Source organism: Flavobacterium columnare NBRC 100251 = ATCC 23463, from assembly GCF_002530675.1.
Taxonomy (GTDB): domain Bacteria; phylum Bacteroidota; class Bacteroidia; order Flavobacteriales; family Flavobacteriaceae; genus Flavobacterium; species Flavobacterium columnare.
On sequence record NZ_PCMX01000131.1, the window covers coordinates 1 to 17,572 of the forward strand.

14 protein-coding genes are annotated in these 17,572 nt (G+C 28.9%); 7 read left to right on the forward strand and 7 right to left on the reverse strand.

Annotated elements, in window-relative coordinates; translation table 11 throughout:
• Positions 1-1,484 precede the first annotated feature (1,484 nt).
• Positions 1,485-1,958, reverse strand: coding sequence for a hypothetical protein (locus B0A78_RS13250; protein WP_065213890.1), 474 nt, complete (start codon positions 1,956-1,958; stop codon positions 1,485-1,487).
• A gap of 281 nt (positions 1,959-2,239) precedes the next feature.
• Here B0A78_RS13250 and B0A78_RS13255 point away from each other — a divergent pair, with 281 nt between their 5' ends.
• Positions 2,240-3,946, forward strand: a complete 1,707-nt coding sequence (locus B0A78_RS13255) for a helix-turn-helix domain-containing protein (RefSeq protein ID WP_065213891.1) — start codon at positions 2,240-2,242, stop codon at positions 3,944-3,946.
• A 194-nt stretch (positions 3,947-4,140) separates the two neighbouring features.
• On the opposite strand, the gene B0A78_RS13260 is transcribed toward B0A78_RS13255, so the two are convergent.
• Positions 4,141-4,473 (reverse strand): single-stranded DNA-binding protein, encoded by a 333-nt coding sequence (locus tag B0A78_RS13260; protein ID WP_014165794.1) that lies wholly within the window; start codon positions 4,471-4,473, stop codon positions 4,141-4,143.
• A 334-nt stretch (positions 4,474-4,807) separates the two neighbouring features.
• On the opposite strand from B0A78_RS13260, the gene B0A78_RS13265 reads away from it, so the two are divergent.
• The 5 genes from B0A78_RS13265 to B0A78_RS13285 all read left to right on the forward strand — a co-directional run bounded on the left by B0A78_RS13265 (position 4,808) and on the right by B0A78_RS13285 (position 10,049).
• On the forward strand, positions 4,808-5,779 hold the full coding sequence (locus B0A78_RS13265; protein WP_014165795.1) for a hypothetical protein: 972 nt from the start codon (positions 4,808-4,810) through the stop codon (positions 5,777-5,779).
• A gap of 209 nt (positions 5,780-5,988) precedes the next feature.
• Positions 5,989-6,336: a hypothetical protein gene (locus B0A78_RS13270; RefSeq protein WP_014165796.1), complete on the forward strand. Its 348-nt coding sequence runs from the start codon at positions 5,989-5,991 to the stop codon at positions 6,334-6,336.
• Positions 6,337-6,339: 3 nt separating this feature from the next.
• The gene (locus B0A78_RS13275) at positions 6,340-7,170 is read left to right on the forward strand and encodes an NAD(P)-dependent oxidoreductase (RefSeq protein ID WP_065213892.1); all 831 of its coding nucleotides are present in this window, start codon (positions 6,340-6,342) and stop codon (positions 7,168-7,170) included.
• Positions 7,170-8,069, forward strand: coding sequence for a DMT family transporter (locus B0A78_RS13280; protein WP_014165798.1), 900 nt, complete (start codon positions 7,170-7,172; stop codon positions 8,067-8,069). Before B0A78_RS13275 ends, B0A78_RS13280 begins: the two co-directional genes overlap by 1 nt.
• A gap of 36 nt (positions 8,070-8,105) precedes the next feature.
• Complete coding sequence (locus B0A78_RS13285) at positions 8,106-10,049, forward strand: S9 family peptidase (protein WP_097609757.1); 1,944 nt, start codon at positions 8,106-8,108, stop codon at positions 10,047-10,049.
• A 210-nt stretch (positions 10,050-10,259) separates the two neighbouring features.
• Here B0A78_RS13285 and B0A78_RS13290 read toward each other — a convergent pair whose 3' ends face one another.
• Both B0A78_RS13290 and B0A78_RS13295 read right to left on the reverse strand, forming a co-directional pair.
• Positions 10,260-10,772, reverse strand: a complete 513-nt coding sequence (locus B0A78_RS13290) for an acyl-CoA thioesterase (RefSeq protein ID WP_014165800.1) — start codon at positions 10,770-10,772, stop codon at positions 10,260-10,262.
• A gap of 82 nt (positions 10,773-10,854) precedes the next feature.
• A complete protein-coding gene (locus B0A78_RS13295) occupies positions 10,855-11,811 on the reverse strand; it encodes an HU domain-containing protein (RefSeq protein ID WP_014165801.1) in 957 nt (318 codons plus the stop codon).
• Positions 11,812-12,019: 208 nt separating this feature from the next.
• Here B0A78_RS13295 and dprA point away from each other — a divergent pair, with 208 nt between their 5' ends.
• Positions 12,020-13,120: a DNA-processing protein DprA gene (gene dprA / locus B0A78_RS13300; RefSeq protein WP_014165802.1), complete on the forward strand. Its 1,101-nt coding sequence runs from the start codon at positions 12,020-12,022 to the stop codon at positions 13,118-13,120.
• Between the two features lie 564 nt (positions 13,121-13,684).
• Here dprA and B0A78_RS13310 read toward each other — a convergent pair.
• The 3 genes from B0A78_RS13310 to B0A78_RS14585 all read right to left on the reverse strand — a co-directional run.
• On the reverse strand, positions 13,685-14,773 hold the full coding sequence (locus B0A78_RS13310) for an SH3 domain-containing protein (RefSeq protein ID WP_065213894.1): 1,089 nt from the start codon (positions 14,771-14,773) through the stop codon (positions 13,685-13,687).
• Between the two features lie 69 nt (positions 14,774-14,842).
• A complete protein-coding gene (locus B0A78_RS13315) occupies positions 14,843-16,123 on the reverse strand; it encodes an SH3 domain-containing protein (protein WP_065213895.1) in 1,281 nt (426 codons plus the stop codon).
• Positions 16,116-17,572 (reverse strand): DUF5675 family protein (locus B0A78_RS14585; protein ID WP_249030963.1); only part of this gene is annotated, 1,457 nt, incomplete at its 5' end. The genes B0A78_RS13315 and B0A78_RS14585, both read right to left, overlap by 8 nt.

Sequence of the window (17,572 nt, forward strand, 5' to 3'; positions counted from 1 at the left end):
CTAGCAACTTGAATTAATTACCAAAAGAGGTACAATCAAGAAAACGATTATATTCATATAATTTATCTGCAAAATAAATGAGAATAAGATTAGTGGGAAAATGATTATTAATGTATTCATAAGAGATGATTTTAATTGTGTCATCAAATACGACTTCCCAATATTTTCACTTCTCATAATATCAAATTTATTTTCTCTACTAAAACTAGGCAAACAACACAAGATAGCTACACATAAGACTATGAAAATGAAGATATTGTCATTTTTATTCTCTTTTGCAATGTAAATCATAAAAAACAAAACTATTAATGGGATCTGTAGATAATACTTTCTATAGACTATAATCCAAAGAGGATCATAATTTACAAACGGATTAACTTTAAAAGTTAATTGCTTTATTCCTTTAATATAAAAACCAAAAGCTAAAATACTGATAAAAAAACACGCATTAAGAACGTCCTTTTTAATTATGAATAGAAACAATGCTGGGAAAATTTGAAGTAGATATTCTAACACAATTATTCTAAGATATTTATCACTTTTTTTTAAAAGCGATAGATCCTTTCTATTAAAATGTATCAAAATTATTTCTAATGCGTAAAAATTGCTTATATACCCTATTGACTCATAATTCAGAGATATTAAATAAAATGAAAAGTAATATAATAATATCACAAACATCATAGATAGAAAATTACCTTTTCCTGTAAAACCTCTTAACCTGTTAAGATATATATACTTAATTATCAAAAACATATTTTTAAAAATATATTAAAGCGTAAGTCTATATATTTATCATAAATGACTTACGCTTTTTTTAAAGATTATCTAGCTTCTTGAGAAGATAGCAAAAGCACACCCAAAATTATTAAAGACCAGACCCCTCCTTCTGTATTTCTCTTTTCAGTTAGTGTTAATTCAATCAATCCTAAATTTTCTAAATTTGTTTTTTTATTAATTGCAGTCTTAGTTGTCGTCCAAAACAAATGCTAAGGCTGCTTTTTACAGTCTGTTGGTTCACTTCCTTTTTGGTAACAGACTTTTAAACCCAAAAAGTTTTTTTGTTTTTCATTTACTTAGGAGAAAAACCATCCAAAAGTAGTAACTACTTACTATTTTTATTTACTTGAAATTCTTGAATGTATAAAATTCAATGGCAATTTCAATAAAAAATACAATACTAATTTCAGTCATTTACTTGATGCAATACTCCAAAATAAGATTGACGATATATTGAATCAGTACTATTAAAAATCTTACCATTTGTCTCTTTTACTTATTAATTTAAGAAATTACCCTTTTTTCCCCTAAAAGACATCCCATTGTAGCTAAAAGCTATTTTTTTGAACCCAAAAGGTATTCATAGGGAGCTCAAAACGATTATTTAATACCTCTTAGCTATTCATCTGACGCTTACAACTCTAAAAGCTTCGTTAAAGTTGCTTAAAAAGACTATAAATACGCTTTTTGCTTATTTTAGTTCGTTAAAGGCTCATATTTCCTTTACGTCGTTTGCTAAAACGCTGGCTTAAATCTTCATATACAGGTTTAGCCGTAGGAATTCCTTTAGCATACGCTTCTCTTACCTGACCGTAATACAGTAAGGCGTTATAAATAGCTTCGCTACCAGCTAACATAACGGTGTCGTTAAGGTCACGTGTTAACTGTTCTGCCATGTTTGCTAAAGGAGTTAGTTGTGTTACTACCGCTTCGTCTTTTAAAAATTCGGCTTGATCCATATAAGCAGGAGCAAATTCAGGATTAGTTTGCAAGTACGACTTTACTTTTTGTGCCGTAGCCACCGTCTTGTCACCCATTTTAAAAATTTCCATTCGCTCCGTTGCAGTGAGTCCTTGCAAAAAAGGTGCTAATAAAGTTTTGCATTCTTGTAATTTAGTTTGTACTTGGTCTAAAACACTTTGTGGTATTTCAAGACTGATTTGATTTTTAGTCCCCATAGTTTTTTGTTTGTTACTTGTTTATCCCCTACCCAATCGTCAAATAATGCTGAATTAAAGTTTTAAAGCTTTACTTGTTTTAATAACTTTGTTTCACAATTGCAGTGCAAAGTAAAGGGAGGTAAATGCGATGTACAAATCAATATACTCGGAATTCAGGAATTTAAGGTCTGGATTCAGGAAAACCAAATTCCTTCTACAAACATTCCATTAATAAACAATAGTTTAACCTACAAATTAAATTATCAAATTCTTTTTTGAATTTTAGCAAAACATATAAAATGAAGCATTTATTATCAATTATTTTCTTACTTATACTATCAAATTATGGTACAACAAAGGCACAAAGCAAAGAAATCAATTTAGCCAAACTAAACTTGAATAAATTAAACGACCTTTACTATGATAATACTAGTAATGAAAAATTGCGTTCTAAAATTTTAAAGATTTATTATAATAAGGCTGTAAAAAGTGATAGTTCAATTTATGTGGCACAATATTATTATATGTTATTATATAACAAACCTGCTTCAGTGTCCATTAAATATTTTGATAGTGTAATCAAATATACTAAAGGTTCAAAAAGTAAATTTTTTCCATTTACAGGATATCGAGAAAAGGCCTTTAAATTGATACAGTTAGGCAGGTATAATGAAGCTATGGAAAATTTTAATCTGGCTGTAAAAGAAGTAAAAAATAAAGACCTGGATTTATATTATAGAAGTCGTTTAGATATAGCAACTTTTATTTCAGAACATTATGGTGATGTAATGGAGGCTTTGCCTATCTATAAAGAATGTTATAATTACAGTAAGAATCAGAAATATACGGGAAATGATTTTTCATACTTGCATACCAATGTTTTATTTTGCCTAGCTGACGCTTATAAAAGTCTTAAAAAGACTGATTCTTGTTCCTATTATAATAGAATAGGCTACAAATTAGCTCTAAAGACAAATGATGAGTATTATAAATACCTTTTTGTATTAAATGAAGGTTCAAATCAGATAAACAAAAAGAAATACAAAATTGCTTTAGATAGTATAAATAAATCATTACCTAAGTTTATCGAATTTAAAGACAGTACAAATGTTATTGCTGGCTATTATTATAGAGGCAAAGCTTACGAAAAATTAGGGCTGAAAAATTTAGCAGTAAAAAACTTTCAACTGGTAGATTCTGTCTACAGGAAAACTAAATCTATTTTTCCTGAATTTACAGATGGGTACACCTATCTAGTTAATTACTATAAAAGGAGTGGTGATAAAGAAAACCATTTAAAATATTTGACTCAATTAACCTCCATTGATAGTCTAATCAATAAGAAAAATCATTTATTAAATAAGGTAATCATCAAGAAATACCAAATACCTAATTTAATTGAGAAAAAAGACACCACCATTCAAAGTTTAAAAAGTAATTATATTATAGCAATCATAACTACTATCTTATCTATTTGTTTAGTATTAATTCTTTTTCTGAACAATAAAAAACAAAAAAAACTGTACAAGGAGCGTTTTCAAGAATTAATAAAGGAACTAGATAATAAAACAATTATAACTGAGCCAATTGCTCAGAATGAAAAAATTATAATTGAAGAAAAAGAAATTGGTATAAATGAAGAAAAACTAAACGATATTTTAGAAAAACTGACTGTCTTCGAAAACGAGAAAGGATTTTTAAAAATTAATTTGACCATTCAAAATGTAGCGGATGAATTTCAAACAAATACAAAATATGTTTCGAAAATCATTAATGAGTATAAACAAAAAACATTTATTCAATATATAAATGATTTGAGAATAGATTATGCTTTAAGAATTTTACAAAAAGATGATAAAATAAGAAGATTTACTATACTAGCCCTTGCTAATGAATTTGGCTTTAATACAGCAGAATCTTTTTCCAATGCTTTCTCAAAAAAAACTGGGATAAAACCCAGCTATTTTATTAAAGAATTAAATAGACCCCAAACATCTGTAAATTAATGATCGAAAAAAGAATTACACACGAGATTCAGGAATTTCGAGTGTAATTCTTTTAATTAAAATTTACAATAGATATTTTTGCACAAAATATTATTATAAGATATATGAAAATCCAAGCCTAAACTTTTAACTTATACATTTTGTGAAATAGTCTCTAAAATTAATTATTTTAAGGTAGCTTTATAAATATAATTTTACTTACTGATTAATAACAACTCATTTATCACGATTTCTGTTGTATTGCGTTTTTCACCATTTTTATCCTCCCAGTTTTTATACGTTATTTTTCCTTCTACCATTATTTCTTTGCCTTTTGTGACAAAGTTTTCAATAATTTCGGCAGTTTTACCCCAAGCCGTAATATAATGCCATTGTGTATCTGTTACTTTTTCTTTTTTTTCATTATAATACACTTCATTTGTTGCTAATGTTAATTTAGCTAATTTTTTTCCTCCTTCAAGGATTCTGATTTCAGGTTCTTGTCCTACGTGACCAATTAATTGTACTTTGTTTCTTAAGGCATTCATGGCGTTTAAAATTTAAATGTTATTATTTATCTAAAATCAATTGTCGTTTCATTTATCCGACAATGCAAATTTGAGTACTTATCTCATAATGATTCGGTTACTAATTATTTATTATCGGTTGTAATTATTTGTTGTCGTTTGAAAGTATTTTTTTGCTACCTTTATATTCAAAAACATACTTGTTTTTTACCCTTTGGAGAAATACTATTTATAAAGAATTGAAGTATGATGTGTATCGTTAGTACAAGTTTTATTCCATTTAAATACGTACTAAAAAAGTACCAATTACAAGATCATACACATATTGTGCGTTAGCATAAAAAATCAAAAAACTATGAAATATTACAATAAAGCACTTTTAGTAATTATAACTCTATTATTTATCCAAAAGGCACAAGCTCAAAAGATTTTAAAAGAAGACGATCGGAAAATGATAGTTAACCTGATTTATGGAATAAATAGTGAGATCTTAAAAGTTGAAGATTTTAAATTCAAAACAGCAATTTATAATTCAGAAGATTATTTTTCAAAACCATTTTCATTTGAGGAAGCAGATTCTTGCTATAAGTTGATGAATAAAACTGCAAAAATTAAAATTGAAAAAGACCGACTATACTTTATTGCCAACATACTTAATACTTTAAATGACGATAAACTACGTAGTTCATTAATTGAAATCAACAAGTCAAAAAATAAACTTTTTTATGGTAAAGATTCATTAGTAATCAAAAATGCACAAGGAGGAGGAAATAGAATTGAAAACGATATTTATCAAATTACTCGCAATTACCCTTTAAATAGTAACCAATCCGATAGCACAAAAATTCATGGTTCTTTGATCATGAAAATGGATTTTATAGTAGGTTACAATTCTATTAATTTAACAAAAAATGAGATCGGAAAAAAATTGACTATTGGAAAGGATTCTATTGAAATAATCAATATAGTTGATAACGTACTCGTATTAAAAGGAGACACAGATAATATTAATTTAATAAATTTTGTATCAAACAATACAGTTCCGAAACCCTTAACAATGGATGATAAAGGATATGATATAGAGAAATCATTTTCTTTCTCATCAGTAACAATGTTTAAATCTATTTATGAAAATATAGTCGTAAAAAAAATAAATTTGGAAGACTTTGACAAAATGATGACTATTGATAAATTAAACGAAATTCAAAAAGAAGAACAATACAAAATAATAAAAAATATAGCTAAAATTGGTGAAAAAATTATACTGTACAAACCTATTTATAAAACGTATTATTTAACAGTCAATTACAATAAAAATAAAAAATAATATTAAACTCACAAAATATTCGTGAAATTAGAGGTTGAAAGGGATACATAAATGATTGCAATCCTATAGAATTGTAGCGTAAAACTAACTCTTTTGATTTGATTTTTCCGTTCTTTATAAATACCTAAGTTAATAGATGAAAAGAGAGAGATCATAAGGTTTCTTTAAAAAAATAATAAAATTTTATTGATAAGATAATAGCAATAGATATGAAACAATGTTTAGAATGTGACGAAAAATTCGTAGGTCGCGAAGACAAAAAGTTTTGTAGTGATGCGTGTCGTAATGCTTATAACAATCGCATGAATAAAGATTGTACCAATCTGATGCGCAATATTAATAATAAACTTCGTAAAAATTATCGTATATTAACTGAACTCAATTCAGAAAGTAAAACTAAAACAAACCGAACAAAACTAATAAGCAAAGGGTTTGATTTTGAATATTTTACCTCAATATATACTACTAAAACAGGTAATATCTATTACTTTCTATACGATCAAGGATATAGAGCACTCGAAAATGATTTCTACATTTTAGTTAAAAAAGAATCTTAAAAAATGATTTATAAAGATAAAAAAATTTCAATCTTAGGCTGCGGTTGGCTAGGATTACCCTTAGCAAAAAAACTAATTTTAAAAGGAGAAACAATAAAAGGCTCAACAACTTCTTTAGATAAACTAAAGATTCTAGAAAAATTAAAAATTCAATCCTATTTAATTCAACTATCTGAAGATGGAATTACAGAAACCATTTCAGAATTTTTAGAAGAATCCGATATTTTAGTGATCAATATACCTCCTAAATTACGGAAGAATAGCAATGAAAATTTTGTTACAAAAATTAAGAATCTTATCCCTTATATTGAAACCTCTAGTATATCAAAAGTGCTTTTTATAAGTTCTATCTCTGTGTATGGAGATACGCCTGAAAGAATTATACTAACAGAAAAAAACATACCAATTCCATCCACAGAAGGTGGTCAACAATTAGTAGAAGTAGAACAAATGTTACAAAATAATACAAAATTCAAAACAACTATAATACGTTTTGGAGGATTAATAGGACAAGATAGACACCCTGTAAAACATTTAGCAGGAAAAGAAAACCTAGAAAATCCAGAAGCACCAATAAACCTAATTCATCAAACGGATTGTATAGGTATTATAGAAGCAGTATTAAACCATCATGATCATAATAAAGTATGGGGGAAAACATTAAATGCAGTAGCTCCTTTCCATCCTACACGAAAAAGTTACTATACAAAGAAAGCAATAGAAAACAATTTAGAAATACCAAAATTTATTGATTCAGATACAGAGGGAAAAATAATTGATTCTACCTTTTTAAGAAATGAATTGCAATACGAATTTAATATAGATCTTTATTAATGAAACTAATTCAAAAAATACAGTCCTTAGGATTGCCTATTCTAGCTCTTATGTGGGTTTGCTTTTTTTTTGGTACAACTTGGTTGGCTTCAAAACAAGGAGTAAAAGCAATGCCTGCTTTACAATTAGCTGCTATTCGACAATTTATAGCAGCCTTTTTTTATATAAGTTATTTCTGGTTTAAAAAGGCACCATGGCCCAAAGCTAAACAATGGCGAACTATTTTAATTCTAAGTATTTTAAATTTTGTATTAAGTAACGGACTCAGTACTTGGGGAGTAAAATATATTTCTAGTGGATTAGGAGCTGTAATTGGAGCCATTTTTCCATTATGGATCGTAATTATTAGTTTTTTTAATGGCGAGCGATTATCAAAACTAGCCATTGTTGGATTACTAGTAAGTTTTAGTGGTGTATGTATCGTGTTTTTTGATTATTTAGCTGATTTTATCAAACCCGATTTTCAATTCGGAATTTTTCTTTCTGTTTTAGCTACTATAACCTGGGCTGTAGGTAGTATGTATACTAAAAAGAAAGCTAAAAACTTCAACCCTTATTTTAGTATAGGACTACAAATGCTTATTTCTAGTATTTTACTTTTTGCATATACAGGAGCTACTGGAACTTCTATAGGTTTACTTCAAATTCCGTCGCAAGCATGGTGGTCCATTGCTTATTTAGTGGTATTTGGTTCTATTACTACTTTTATAGCCCTAATATATGTTTTGCAACACTTACCTACCGAAGTAAGCAGTATTTATGCTTACGTTAATCCTATAGTGGCTGTAATTTTAGGAGCCATTATTTTTAACGAACCACTTACTCTTACTTTAGGAATTGGAGTAGCCGTTGTTATCTTTGGTATTTATCTTATTAATAAAGGAATCAAAAAAGGATAGCAAACTAGTAATAAAAAACATTAGTTAATATAAATTATGAGAAAATTACCATTACAATTGTTTGTACTATTTTTAGGTATAGAAACAATTGCACAAGACAAAAGAAATGAAGTCCTGCCCAATGAAAACTTGATTACAGAAAATATTGCACCCATTTCTAAAGAATTACTACAAAAGGTAAAAAAATATGCAGAAACAAGGGGTGCTGGTCTATCAGCCGTACATCCTATAAAAGATGAAGTAATTGTTTTTACGCGCTTTGGATCAACAAATCAATTACATAAGGTAACACAGCCTTTGGGTACTCGTACCCAAATTACTTTTTTTGAAGAACCTATTGCCAACGCATCTTATGAACCAGTAAAAGGAGAATACCTAATCTATAGTCGTGACGCAGGAGGAAATGAATTTGGACAATTATATAAGTTAGACCTAAAAACAGGACAGTCCACCTTATTAACAGATGGAGGACGTTCTCAAAATGGAAACATAACTTGGAAAAAAGAGGGGTCTGGATTTTACTTTTCTTCAACTAAACGCAATGGGGCCGATCGTGACATTTATTATATAAACCCTAATGATCCTTCATCAACTCGATTAGTTTTAGAAGTAAAAGGAGGAGGTTGGAGTATTACGGATATTTCTGAAGATGGGAAAAAACTGCTCATTACAGAAGGTATTTCAGCTAACGAATCACATATTTGGATGCTAGACACCACTACAAGTAAACTAACAGAGATTACTAACAGAACAGATAAAGGCATTGTACAAACAAATGCTAACTTTTCAAAGAAAGCAGATGAAATTTGGTTTACAACGGATCGAGATAATGAATTTAAACGTTTGGCATTATTTAACTTTCAAACCAAAAAAATATCGTATTTAACCTCCTCTATTCCATGGGATGTAGAAAGCTATGATTTGAGTGAAGATAAAACAAAATTAGTTTTTACAACCAATGAAGGAGGAGTCCATAAATTGTATTTGATGGAAACGGCAACAAAACAATTTAAAGCAATTCCTAATATTCACAATGGCTTAATAGGAAGTATGCGATTTACTAAAGAGGGACAAAATATTTTCTTTTCACAATCTACAGCTGATTCTTCTTCGGATGTGTATAAATTAAATTTAAAAACTCAAAAAATTACACGTTGGACAGAGAGCGAACTGGGCGAAATGCAAAAAAAAGATATGTCTATTCCTAAACAAATTGAATGGAAAAGTTTTGACGGAATGAAAATTTCAGGTTTTTACTATCCTGCCTCTCAAAAATTTACAGGAAAAAGACCTGTTCTGATTAGTATTCATGGAGGACCTGAAGGACAGTCCTTAGCATCATTTTTAGGAGCTAATAATTATTATACAAATGAAATGGGAGTAGCCCTAATTTATCCTAATGTAAGAGGGTCTTCGGGATTTGGAAAAACCTATTTAGCTAAAGATAATGGTTTTCTAAGAGAGGATTCCGTTAAAGATATTGGTGCTTTATTAGACTGGATTGCGCAACAGCCCGATTTAGATCAGGATCGTATTATGATTATGGGAGGAAGCTACGGAGGCTATATGACTTTAGCAACAGCATTTCATTATACTGATAAAATTCGTTGTAGTGTAGATGTTGTAGGAATTTCTAATTTTAATACATTTCTAAAAAACACAGAAAACTATCGTCGTGATTTACGTCGTGTAGAATACGGAGATGAACGTGATCCTAAAATGTATGAGTTTTTAGATAAAATATCACCTTTGAATAATACAGATAAAATTAAAAAACCAATGTTTATCATCCAAGGAACAAATGATCCACGTGTACCTATAACCGAAGCTACTCAAATGCGCGATAAGTTAAAAGCAAAAGGAAATGTAGTTTGGTATTTAGAAGCAAAAGATGAAGGACACGGATTCCGTAAAAAAGCAAATATTGATTTTCAACGTTTAGCAGTTATACGATACATGGAAGAATATTTGCTAAAATAGTATTGCTTAAAAAAAATAAAGGTGTTCAAAAAGGCGGCAATCTTGTTATTTAATTTGGTTTAGTAACTTCGTTCCAGTCAACCAAAGTCAGAGCCAATGAAATCAATAGTTAGGTAAGTTACATATATTGATTGTAATACCCTTCTTGTCGGGGTACTGATAAACTAACTGTTGATTTCTTTGCTTTTTAGAACACCTTCTTCTTTTTTATTATTGAATAAATAAAGCCTTTAATTCTGTGGCTTCATCTGGTTTCATTTTTCCAGCTAATACAAGACTTAATTGTTTTCTTCTTAAAGCAGCATCATACCTTGATTTTTCCTCCTCTGTTTGAGGTATTATTTGAGGAACTTCAACAGGTCTTCCCGTTTCGTCTACCGCTACAAATGTATAAATAGCTTCGTTAGCTTTGGTGCGATTCCCCGATTCACGATCTTCAATCCATACATCTAAAAAGATTTCCATAGAAGAATTAAAAGCTCTAGATACTTTTGCTTCAATAGTTACGACACTTCCTAAAGGAATGGATCTATTAAAAGCAACGTGATTTACGGAAGCAGTAACTGTAATTCGTCTGGAATGTCTTCTAGCGGCTATACTTGCTGCACGATCCATTCTAGCTAAAAGTTCACCTCCAAATAAATTATTTAGCGGATTGGTTTCACCAGGTAAAACTAAGTCGGTAATAACAGTTAAAGATTCAGATGGATATTTAGGTTGCATAATTTAAATTTTTTACAAAGATATAATGTTTTTCTTGTATAAAAATTTAAAAAGCCTTCTGTATAGAAGGCTTTTTTGTGAATTATAAATTTTTTATTAATAACCAAGCTTCTGGATTATCCTTTTCCTGAATTGTTGTTAGTTGATGTTGTGCATCTGTATAAGTAGCATAGCTGCCATAAAAAACAGGGAATAAACCTTGTTCGTTTTGATCCATAATTTTAGCATCAGAAAAACCTTTAGCCTTTAATTCATTTACTGTACGCTCAGCATTGGATAAACTTCTAAAAGAACCAGCAACTAGATGAAATGCCAATGTTTTCTTTTCTGAACTAAGATGAACAGGGTTTTCTATAAAAAATGTAGCTTCTTGCAATTTAGTTTCTACTTCTTTTTGAACTTCTTTTTGAACCGTTAACGATTTTGATTGCTCTTCCTGTTCAAGGTAACTTAAATACCCAAAAGTTCCAGATCCTACACCTACCGCTAATATGGCTGTATATTTAAGAAAGTTTCTAAATGGATTTTTCTTTTGAGGAAGTTTAAGGATAGGTTCCTCTTTTTCTTCTTCCTCTAATATTTTAATAGTCTCCTGAGGAACGATTGTTTTTAAAACTTCTCGTTTAATGGTAGGAGATACTAACGAAGTAAGCCCAAACGATGAGGTTAAATAATTAGTATGTTCAAAAGCTTCAAATACAATATGATTTTCAATATTATATTTTAAAATACCAATATTTTTTAAAATAATAAATTCACGTTTCTGTAGTTTTTGTTCCCATTCTTTTACTAAGGAATCCAATTTTGTTACAGCTAGTGTATAGCTTACCCCTTCCTGTAATGCTATATGATTAGCTAATAAACCATCATTATTCTTTATATAACTATTAAATGAAACTACTTTTTTAGGAGGAAAAAAAGTAGTTGTGTTTTCCTGTACGGTAGTTGTTATCGTTTCTGTTAGAAAAGCACCTAGATTGGGGACAATTACACATTGATAACGATAAAGTAATTCGGAAATATATTGTTCAATATTCATCTGTTTTTAATAATCTTTTAAAGTAATCTTACTAACTATAAGAGTGCCATTTTGTTTAAATAGACTGACTCATAATAGGTAAAATTGAAACTACCTCTGATTTATAGAGAACAAAATTAAAAATTACAAGTCAAATTAAAAATTTTATTAACAAATGTTATCAACAATTAAAAAAATAGGTAACTTGTAGTATTATTATTTATACGCCATGTTACATACTGATTTATTTTATGCCTTAGCTCTTTTGAATACAGAAGGAGTAGGAGATGTTATTGCTAAAAGATTGATCTTGAATTGCGGATCAGCAGAAGAAGTATTTAAAACCAACCCCAGACATTTAGCGAAAATTGATGGAGTAGGAGGTTTTTTGATACAGAACTTAAAAAAAACAAATTCATTTACCGAAGCAGAAAAAGAATTATCTTTTTTACTAAAAGAATCCATTAACGTATGGTATTTTCAAGATTCTTTATATCCTACGAGATTAAAAGAATGTTATGATGCCCCTATTTTATTATTTACCACAGGAAACATTCATTTAGAAAACCCAAAAATCATTAGCATTGTTGGTACACGACAAGTAACACGACAAGGTATAGATTTTTGCGAAAATCTTATTCAAGATTTAGCACCTCTTAACCCTGTTATTATAAGCGGATTTGCTTATGGAGTAGATATAGTAGCACACCAATGCGCTATGGAATACGGATTACAGACTATAGGTGTTTTAGCACACGGTTTGAACCAAATTTATCCCAAAAGCCACAAAAAATATATGCGGAAAATGGAAGAAAATGGGGGATTTATAACAGAGTTTTGGAGTACTTCTAATCCTGATAGAGAAAACTTCGTAAGACGCAATCGAATAGTAGCAGGTATTTCAGAAGCTACCATTGTAATTGAGAGTGCAGAACAAGGAGGTTCTCTATTAACTGCCCAGATGGCTAATAATTATCATCGTGATGTTTTTGCTGTACCAGGAAGAGTAACCGATAAATATAGTAAAGGATGTAATAATTTGATAAAAACAAACAATGCACAATTATTAACAAATGCCACAGATTTAATTTACCATCTGAACTGGGATTTAAAAAAATCAATAAAATCTATACAAAAACAACTGTTTGTTTCTCTCGAAACAGAAGAACAAATCGTATATGATTTTTTAAAAACTAAAGGCAAAGAACATCTAGACTGCATTGCACTCCAATGTGAGCTGCCCGTTTATAAGCTGTCTTCTATACTCCTAAATATGGAATTAAAAGGCGTGATTAGACCTTTACCTGGAAAATATTTTGAGATTGTTTAAGTATTTTTAGGGTAATATCCCATAAAATCTGTAAGTTAGAAAATTAAGACTTGGATTTTTAACTTACAGATTTCGTGGGACAGTGTCAATAATCTATTGTATGTTCAGTACTCATACTTACAATAGCAGTATTCTCTTTTACTGTAATATGATATATTTTCTGCTTTTTTGATAATTCACATTTATTGCGGTAGTAATTGAATAACTTCCTTCAATTAGAAAGGAAAATTCTCGATCTGTTTTTTTTTATTTTAAAACAACTTTAACAAACGGTTGAGTATATAATTCCTTCTTTATAGTTATTCTTAGTTGTAAAAAGGACTTTTTATAATCTCCTTGTTTATTTGTATTTTGAGTATTTGCTGAAACTGATTCAGTTTTAGTAGTATCATTTTTACACGAAAAAATGATAAATAAAATTATTAAAAGACTAATAGATTTTTTTTTCATAATTTGATATTGATTGTAGATATTCCTATTTTTTTAAATAAAAAAAGCCTCAGTATAATAACTGTGGCTTTGGATGTTATCGTCATAATGAGAAATCTTTGTTAGATGATAAAATTAATCTACAATAATTTTTGATTTATGTACATAGCCTTTTTTTCCATCCTGAGTGATAACAAACCACCAATCACCATTTTTTTTAATAATTTCTATTTCAGAACCTGTTTTGACAGTCCCAAGTATTTCTGATGAAGAATTTTTATCTTTTCTAATGTTAGTAAATCCATCTTTGTCCTCTATATATCCTCTTTCTGTATATTCAGATTCAGCGGGATTTTCTATATCAGAATATTTTTCCAGTTTTTGGAAACGATAATAATTTGTATTCTTAAAAGTAATTTTTAGTGCCTTGTCTTCTTTGTAGAATTCTTGTAGAAGTTGATAACCTCTATTGTCATTAAGGTCATTGAGATCATCATTACTCAATTGAATTTCTAATAAATAAGCCAGTGTTTCAAATTTTAATTTAGAATCTATCTGTTTATCATTTTTATTTCTATCAGAAAAAAGAAAACGAGTTAAATCATAAGTAAAGCTTGGATTAATCTTTACTAAGTTTTGTAGCATTTTTTTTCTTATTCTTTCTTTGTCAATTCGATTAAACCATAAAAATGATTTTAGATAATAATTAGGAAACTCATCTGCATTTGAAAGATTCTTTAAGGCAGTAGTAGTTAAATTATCATCTTTTTCATAGTTGAATAAAATAACTAAATCATTTTTTAAATCATTATTACTATTTGATAGATTAGTGATTGCATTTTTGTCATTCAAAAATAAAATTTTATTTAGTGTAAGCATATTTTGAAAAAAAGCATTCTTTTCAGTTTTAATACTTTCTTTTAAATTATCTAAATCAGGTAGTATGTCTGCTCCTTCTTTTATGTATTTTCCTTCAGTTGATAAGACATAATCTGAATCTTCGTCGAAAAATTTTATTTGTGTATATCCAGTTTCAGATACTTGGCTATTATCTATTCCTAAATTATAGTTTGTTATAGCACTAAAATCGTAATCACTTTTTAATCCATTGTTGTTAAAATATTCTTTGAAAATCTTTATTTCTTTTTCCGAATCTGTTTTCTTTATGTCTTCTTTGCACGAAAATATAAAGAAACCTAATGAAGTAATTATTATTTTTCTCATTTACTTTTTTTTAGTTTGTCGAGTAACATACAACAAAAAAATGTATTATGCCTATCATAATTAAACAAATTATTTTTTACATTTTTCAGATATTGTTTCTGAATTGTAATCTTCAAAAAGAATCCTTCCAAAGTTTTTTTCTGAAAAATTATACGTTTTTTCATCCTCATCGCCTGAGCTTCTCACCGTTTCAATTTTGGAATATTTATGTAAGATTATTTTATTATTTATTTTAGAATATTTAAAAGTTGTATACTCCTGTAAAATACCAGAACCAGAACCGTTGACTTGTTCTACAGTAAAATAGTTGTCTTTTATCTTAATGTCATTGAATCCTGCGGCAACATTATCTCTATAATATTTTTGAATAATGTTTTTATTATGGAATAAATCATCATTAATAACAACACATACCATAAATTCTTTATAATCATCAACATCTGATTTTTTTGAAAAAGCAGTTGAAAACACAATTATTTTGTCATTAATATTATCTTGATTTAAATCGTATTTTTTTTCTAAAATATTTTTGAAACCTTTTTTTTCAAGGTTTTTAATGAAGTTTAAATTATCAGTTACTGATTTATCTTCCTCTTTGAGTTTAATTCTACTTTTATGTACATACCCTTGTTTCTTGTTTTTATTTTGTATTTTCCACCAGTTGTCAATACTTTCAATCACTGTGATTTCTTCACCTGATTGTAATTTGTCTATTATTTTTGAATTCGAATTTTTTTCTGCTCTTAAATTCGTGTAACCATCTTTGTCAAAAATTTGATATTTACTCTGTCTATTTTTAGAAATATTTTCGGGGTCTTGATTTTTTTCTATTTTCATTTTTCCAAAAATCATTTTTGACTTATTCTTCATTTCTTTTTCAAGAACAGTATTTAATTCATTTGGATAATCTAGATTTTCACTGTCAAAGTAAAATCTCCAAAAAGAGGATATATCTTTTTCATTTAGACTACTTAATAAGTTGACAAAATCTTTGTTAGTTTTAATGATACTATGTAGTTTAGTTTGAAAATAACCAACCGCATCAGCTTCCCATTTTCCATTTATTGATATTTTAATGATTTTATTTTGATAAATCTTGTATTTTGGTTTAATTACTAAAGTAAAGAAATAGTCAATATACTCATTTGCATTATTATAAAGTAAATTTGGTTTTTCTAATTTATCGTTCCAACCAAAAATTGATTTGAATTTATTGAAACTATCAGGGAAATTATCTAAAAACAATTTTTCATTTTTAGATATAAATGTCTTTTCTAACTCTTTAGCGCTATTTTGAGCATAATTGTTATGCGAAATTAGCAACAATAAAAAAATAATTAATCTATTCATAATTTGCTGTTATAATAATTTTAGCTTTTTCTACTCCTTTTTCTTTTACGTAGGCATTTATTTCTGCTAATTTTGCTTTACTGCCACCCACATAATCTTTTGACTTTGTTGATCCAGCCAAAAGACAGCCTTCTGTTTCCGAAGCGTTATTTCCTGAATGTATTAAAATAGCTCTTGATTCAGAGACTACGTCATTATATAATTTTAAAACACCTTTTTGTTTGGTGCCGTAATGCCATTTAAGATTGTAAGTTCCTACTGGAATTCTCTGTTCTTTTCCTGATTGTGTAGTGTCAGGTCCTTTTTCTTCTAAAATATATCCTTTTATATCTGTACCATCAATTGTAAACTCGCCAATAGTTGAAACATCTGTTTGCCATCTTCTTACTAATCGTATTATTGTTTCTTCGTTTGAGGTAACTTCTTCTTTTTTTGTAAGGTTACATTTATTTACCTGAAAGGTAATTGAAGTTGAAGTTGTAAATACATTCTGCTTTAAATTGTGATTTCCATCAACATCTTTACCTACTTTTATACAAACAGGTTTTGTGTCAGATTTACCATTAACAATGGTATCAATTTTTTTCCATTTCCAAAATGCCATCGAGGATAAAACAGCTATGGAAACATCACTTATTACTAAATCTGGATTTGCAATAATATCAGCTCCTTCTTTTTTTGTATAGGTATTAACATAAGTATAAGCATTTCTACCTGTGAGTTGCAATAGTCCTTTACCTCTAAAATTCCATCCGTCATTGGGTTGTGTGTTTTCAAGTTCTTTTGCTTTTTCTGCTGGTGGTGAATAGGCATAATTTGCAATTTTCTTTTGAGTTTCTAATGTAACATCTACACATTTTGGATCTGTTCTATCTTTAATCGCTCTACCCCAAAGTTTTGCATTTTCTTTACCTTCTGCTGTCTGAAATGCTCCAAATGTGGTAATTAAGGCTTTCCAGTAATAGTTGAAATTTTCTCCACTACTTACGTGTAAACTAGGACCTGATTCTATACGTGCTTGAGCAAAGAAATGAGCTTTGTTCCAGCAAGTGTTCATACCAAGTTCTTTCATATACTTATTATAGGTTGCTGCTACTTTAGTCAAGGTTATTTGATCCGCTTGTGAAAATATTTGTCTAAGTTCAGCTACGGTTATGTCCTTATCACAATTAGGGCATTTACCTACTGCTTTCTTTTCCTCTTTTTTCTCCACCTTTGTTTTTCCTATAACAGCGGGGCTTTTTCCTTCGGGGATTTCAATGGTGTGGGGTTTGTCTCTTTGAGCGGTTCCTTGGGTTTCTGCCCAATCCCATATTTCGTCTATGGTTTCTGAAATGCTTCTAAATACTCCTTTCTCTTCTTTTTTACTCCTTGGTTTGTGCTCTGCCGGAGAACCTTTGGCTTTTTTAATTGCCGTGGGTTGTGATGGTTTTTTATTTCTACGTTTGA

What these genes read in the sequence shown, in the direction of transcription:
- B0A78_RS13260 (WP_014165794.1), bottom strand. Translation starts at nt 4,473, where the DNA reads ATGAATGCCTTAAGAAACAAAGTACAATTAATTGGTCACGTAGGACAA.
- B0A78_RS13275 (WP_065213892.1), top strand. Translation starts at nt 6,340, where the DNA reads ATGATTTATAAAGATAAAAAAATTTCAATCTTAGGCTGCGGTTGGCTA.
- B0A78_RS13255 (WP_065213891.1), top strand. Translation starts at nt 2,240, where the DNA reads ATGAAGCATTTATTATCAATTATTTTCTTACTTATACTATCAAATTAT.
- B0A78_RS13265 (WP_014165795.1), top strand. Translation starts at nt 4,808, where the DNA reads ATGAAATATTACAATAAAGCACTTTTAGTAATTATAACTCTATTATTT.
- B0A78_RS13290 (WP_014165800.1), bottom strand. Translation starts at nt 10,772, where the DNA reads ATGCAACCTAAATATCCATCTGAATCTTTAACTGTTATTACCGACTTA.
- dprA (WP_014165802.1), top strand. Translation starts at nt 12,020, where the DNA reads ATGTTACATACTGATTTATTTTATGCCTTAGCTCTTTTGAATACAGAA.
- B0A78_RS13250 (WP_065213890.1), bottom strand. Translation starts at nt 1,958, where the DNA reads ATGGGGACTAAAAATCAAATCAGTCTTGAAATACCACAAAGTGTTTTA.
- B0A78_RS13270 (WP_014165796.1), top strand. Translation starts at nt 5,989, where the DNA reads ATGAAACAATGTTTAGAATGTGACGAAAAATTCGTAGGTCGCGAAGAC.
- B0A78_RS13280 (WP_014165798.1), top strand. Translation starts at nt 7,170, where the DNA reads ATGAAACTAATTCAAAAAATACAGTCCTTAGGATTGCCTATTCTAGCT.
- B0A78_RS13310 (WP_065213894.1), bottom strand. Translation starts at nt 14,773, where the DNA reads ATGAGAAAAATAATAATTACTTCATTAGGTTTCTTTATATTTTCGTGC.
- B0A78_RS13295 (WP_014165801.1), bottom strand. Translation starts at nt 11,811, where the DNA reads ATGAATATTGAACAATATATTTCCGAATTACTTTATCGTTATCAATGT.
- B0A78_RS13315 (WP_065213895.1), bottom strand. Translation starts at nt 16,123, where the DNA reads ATGAATAGATTAATTATTTTTTTATTGTTGCTAATTTCGCATAACAAT.
- B0A78_RS13285 (WP_097609757.1), top strand. Translation starts at nt 8,106, where the DNA reads ATGAGAAAATTACCATTACAATTGTTTGTACTATTTTTAGGTATAGAA.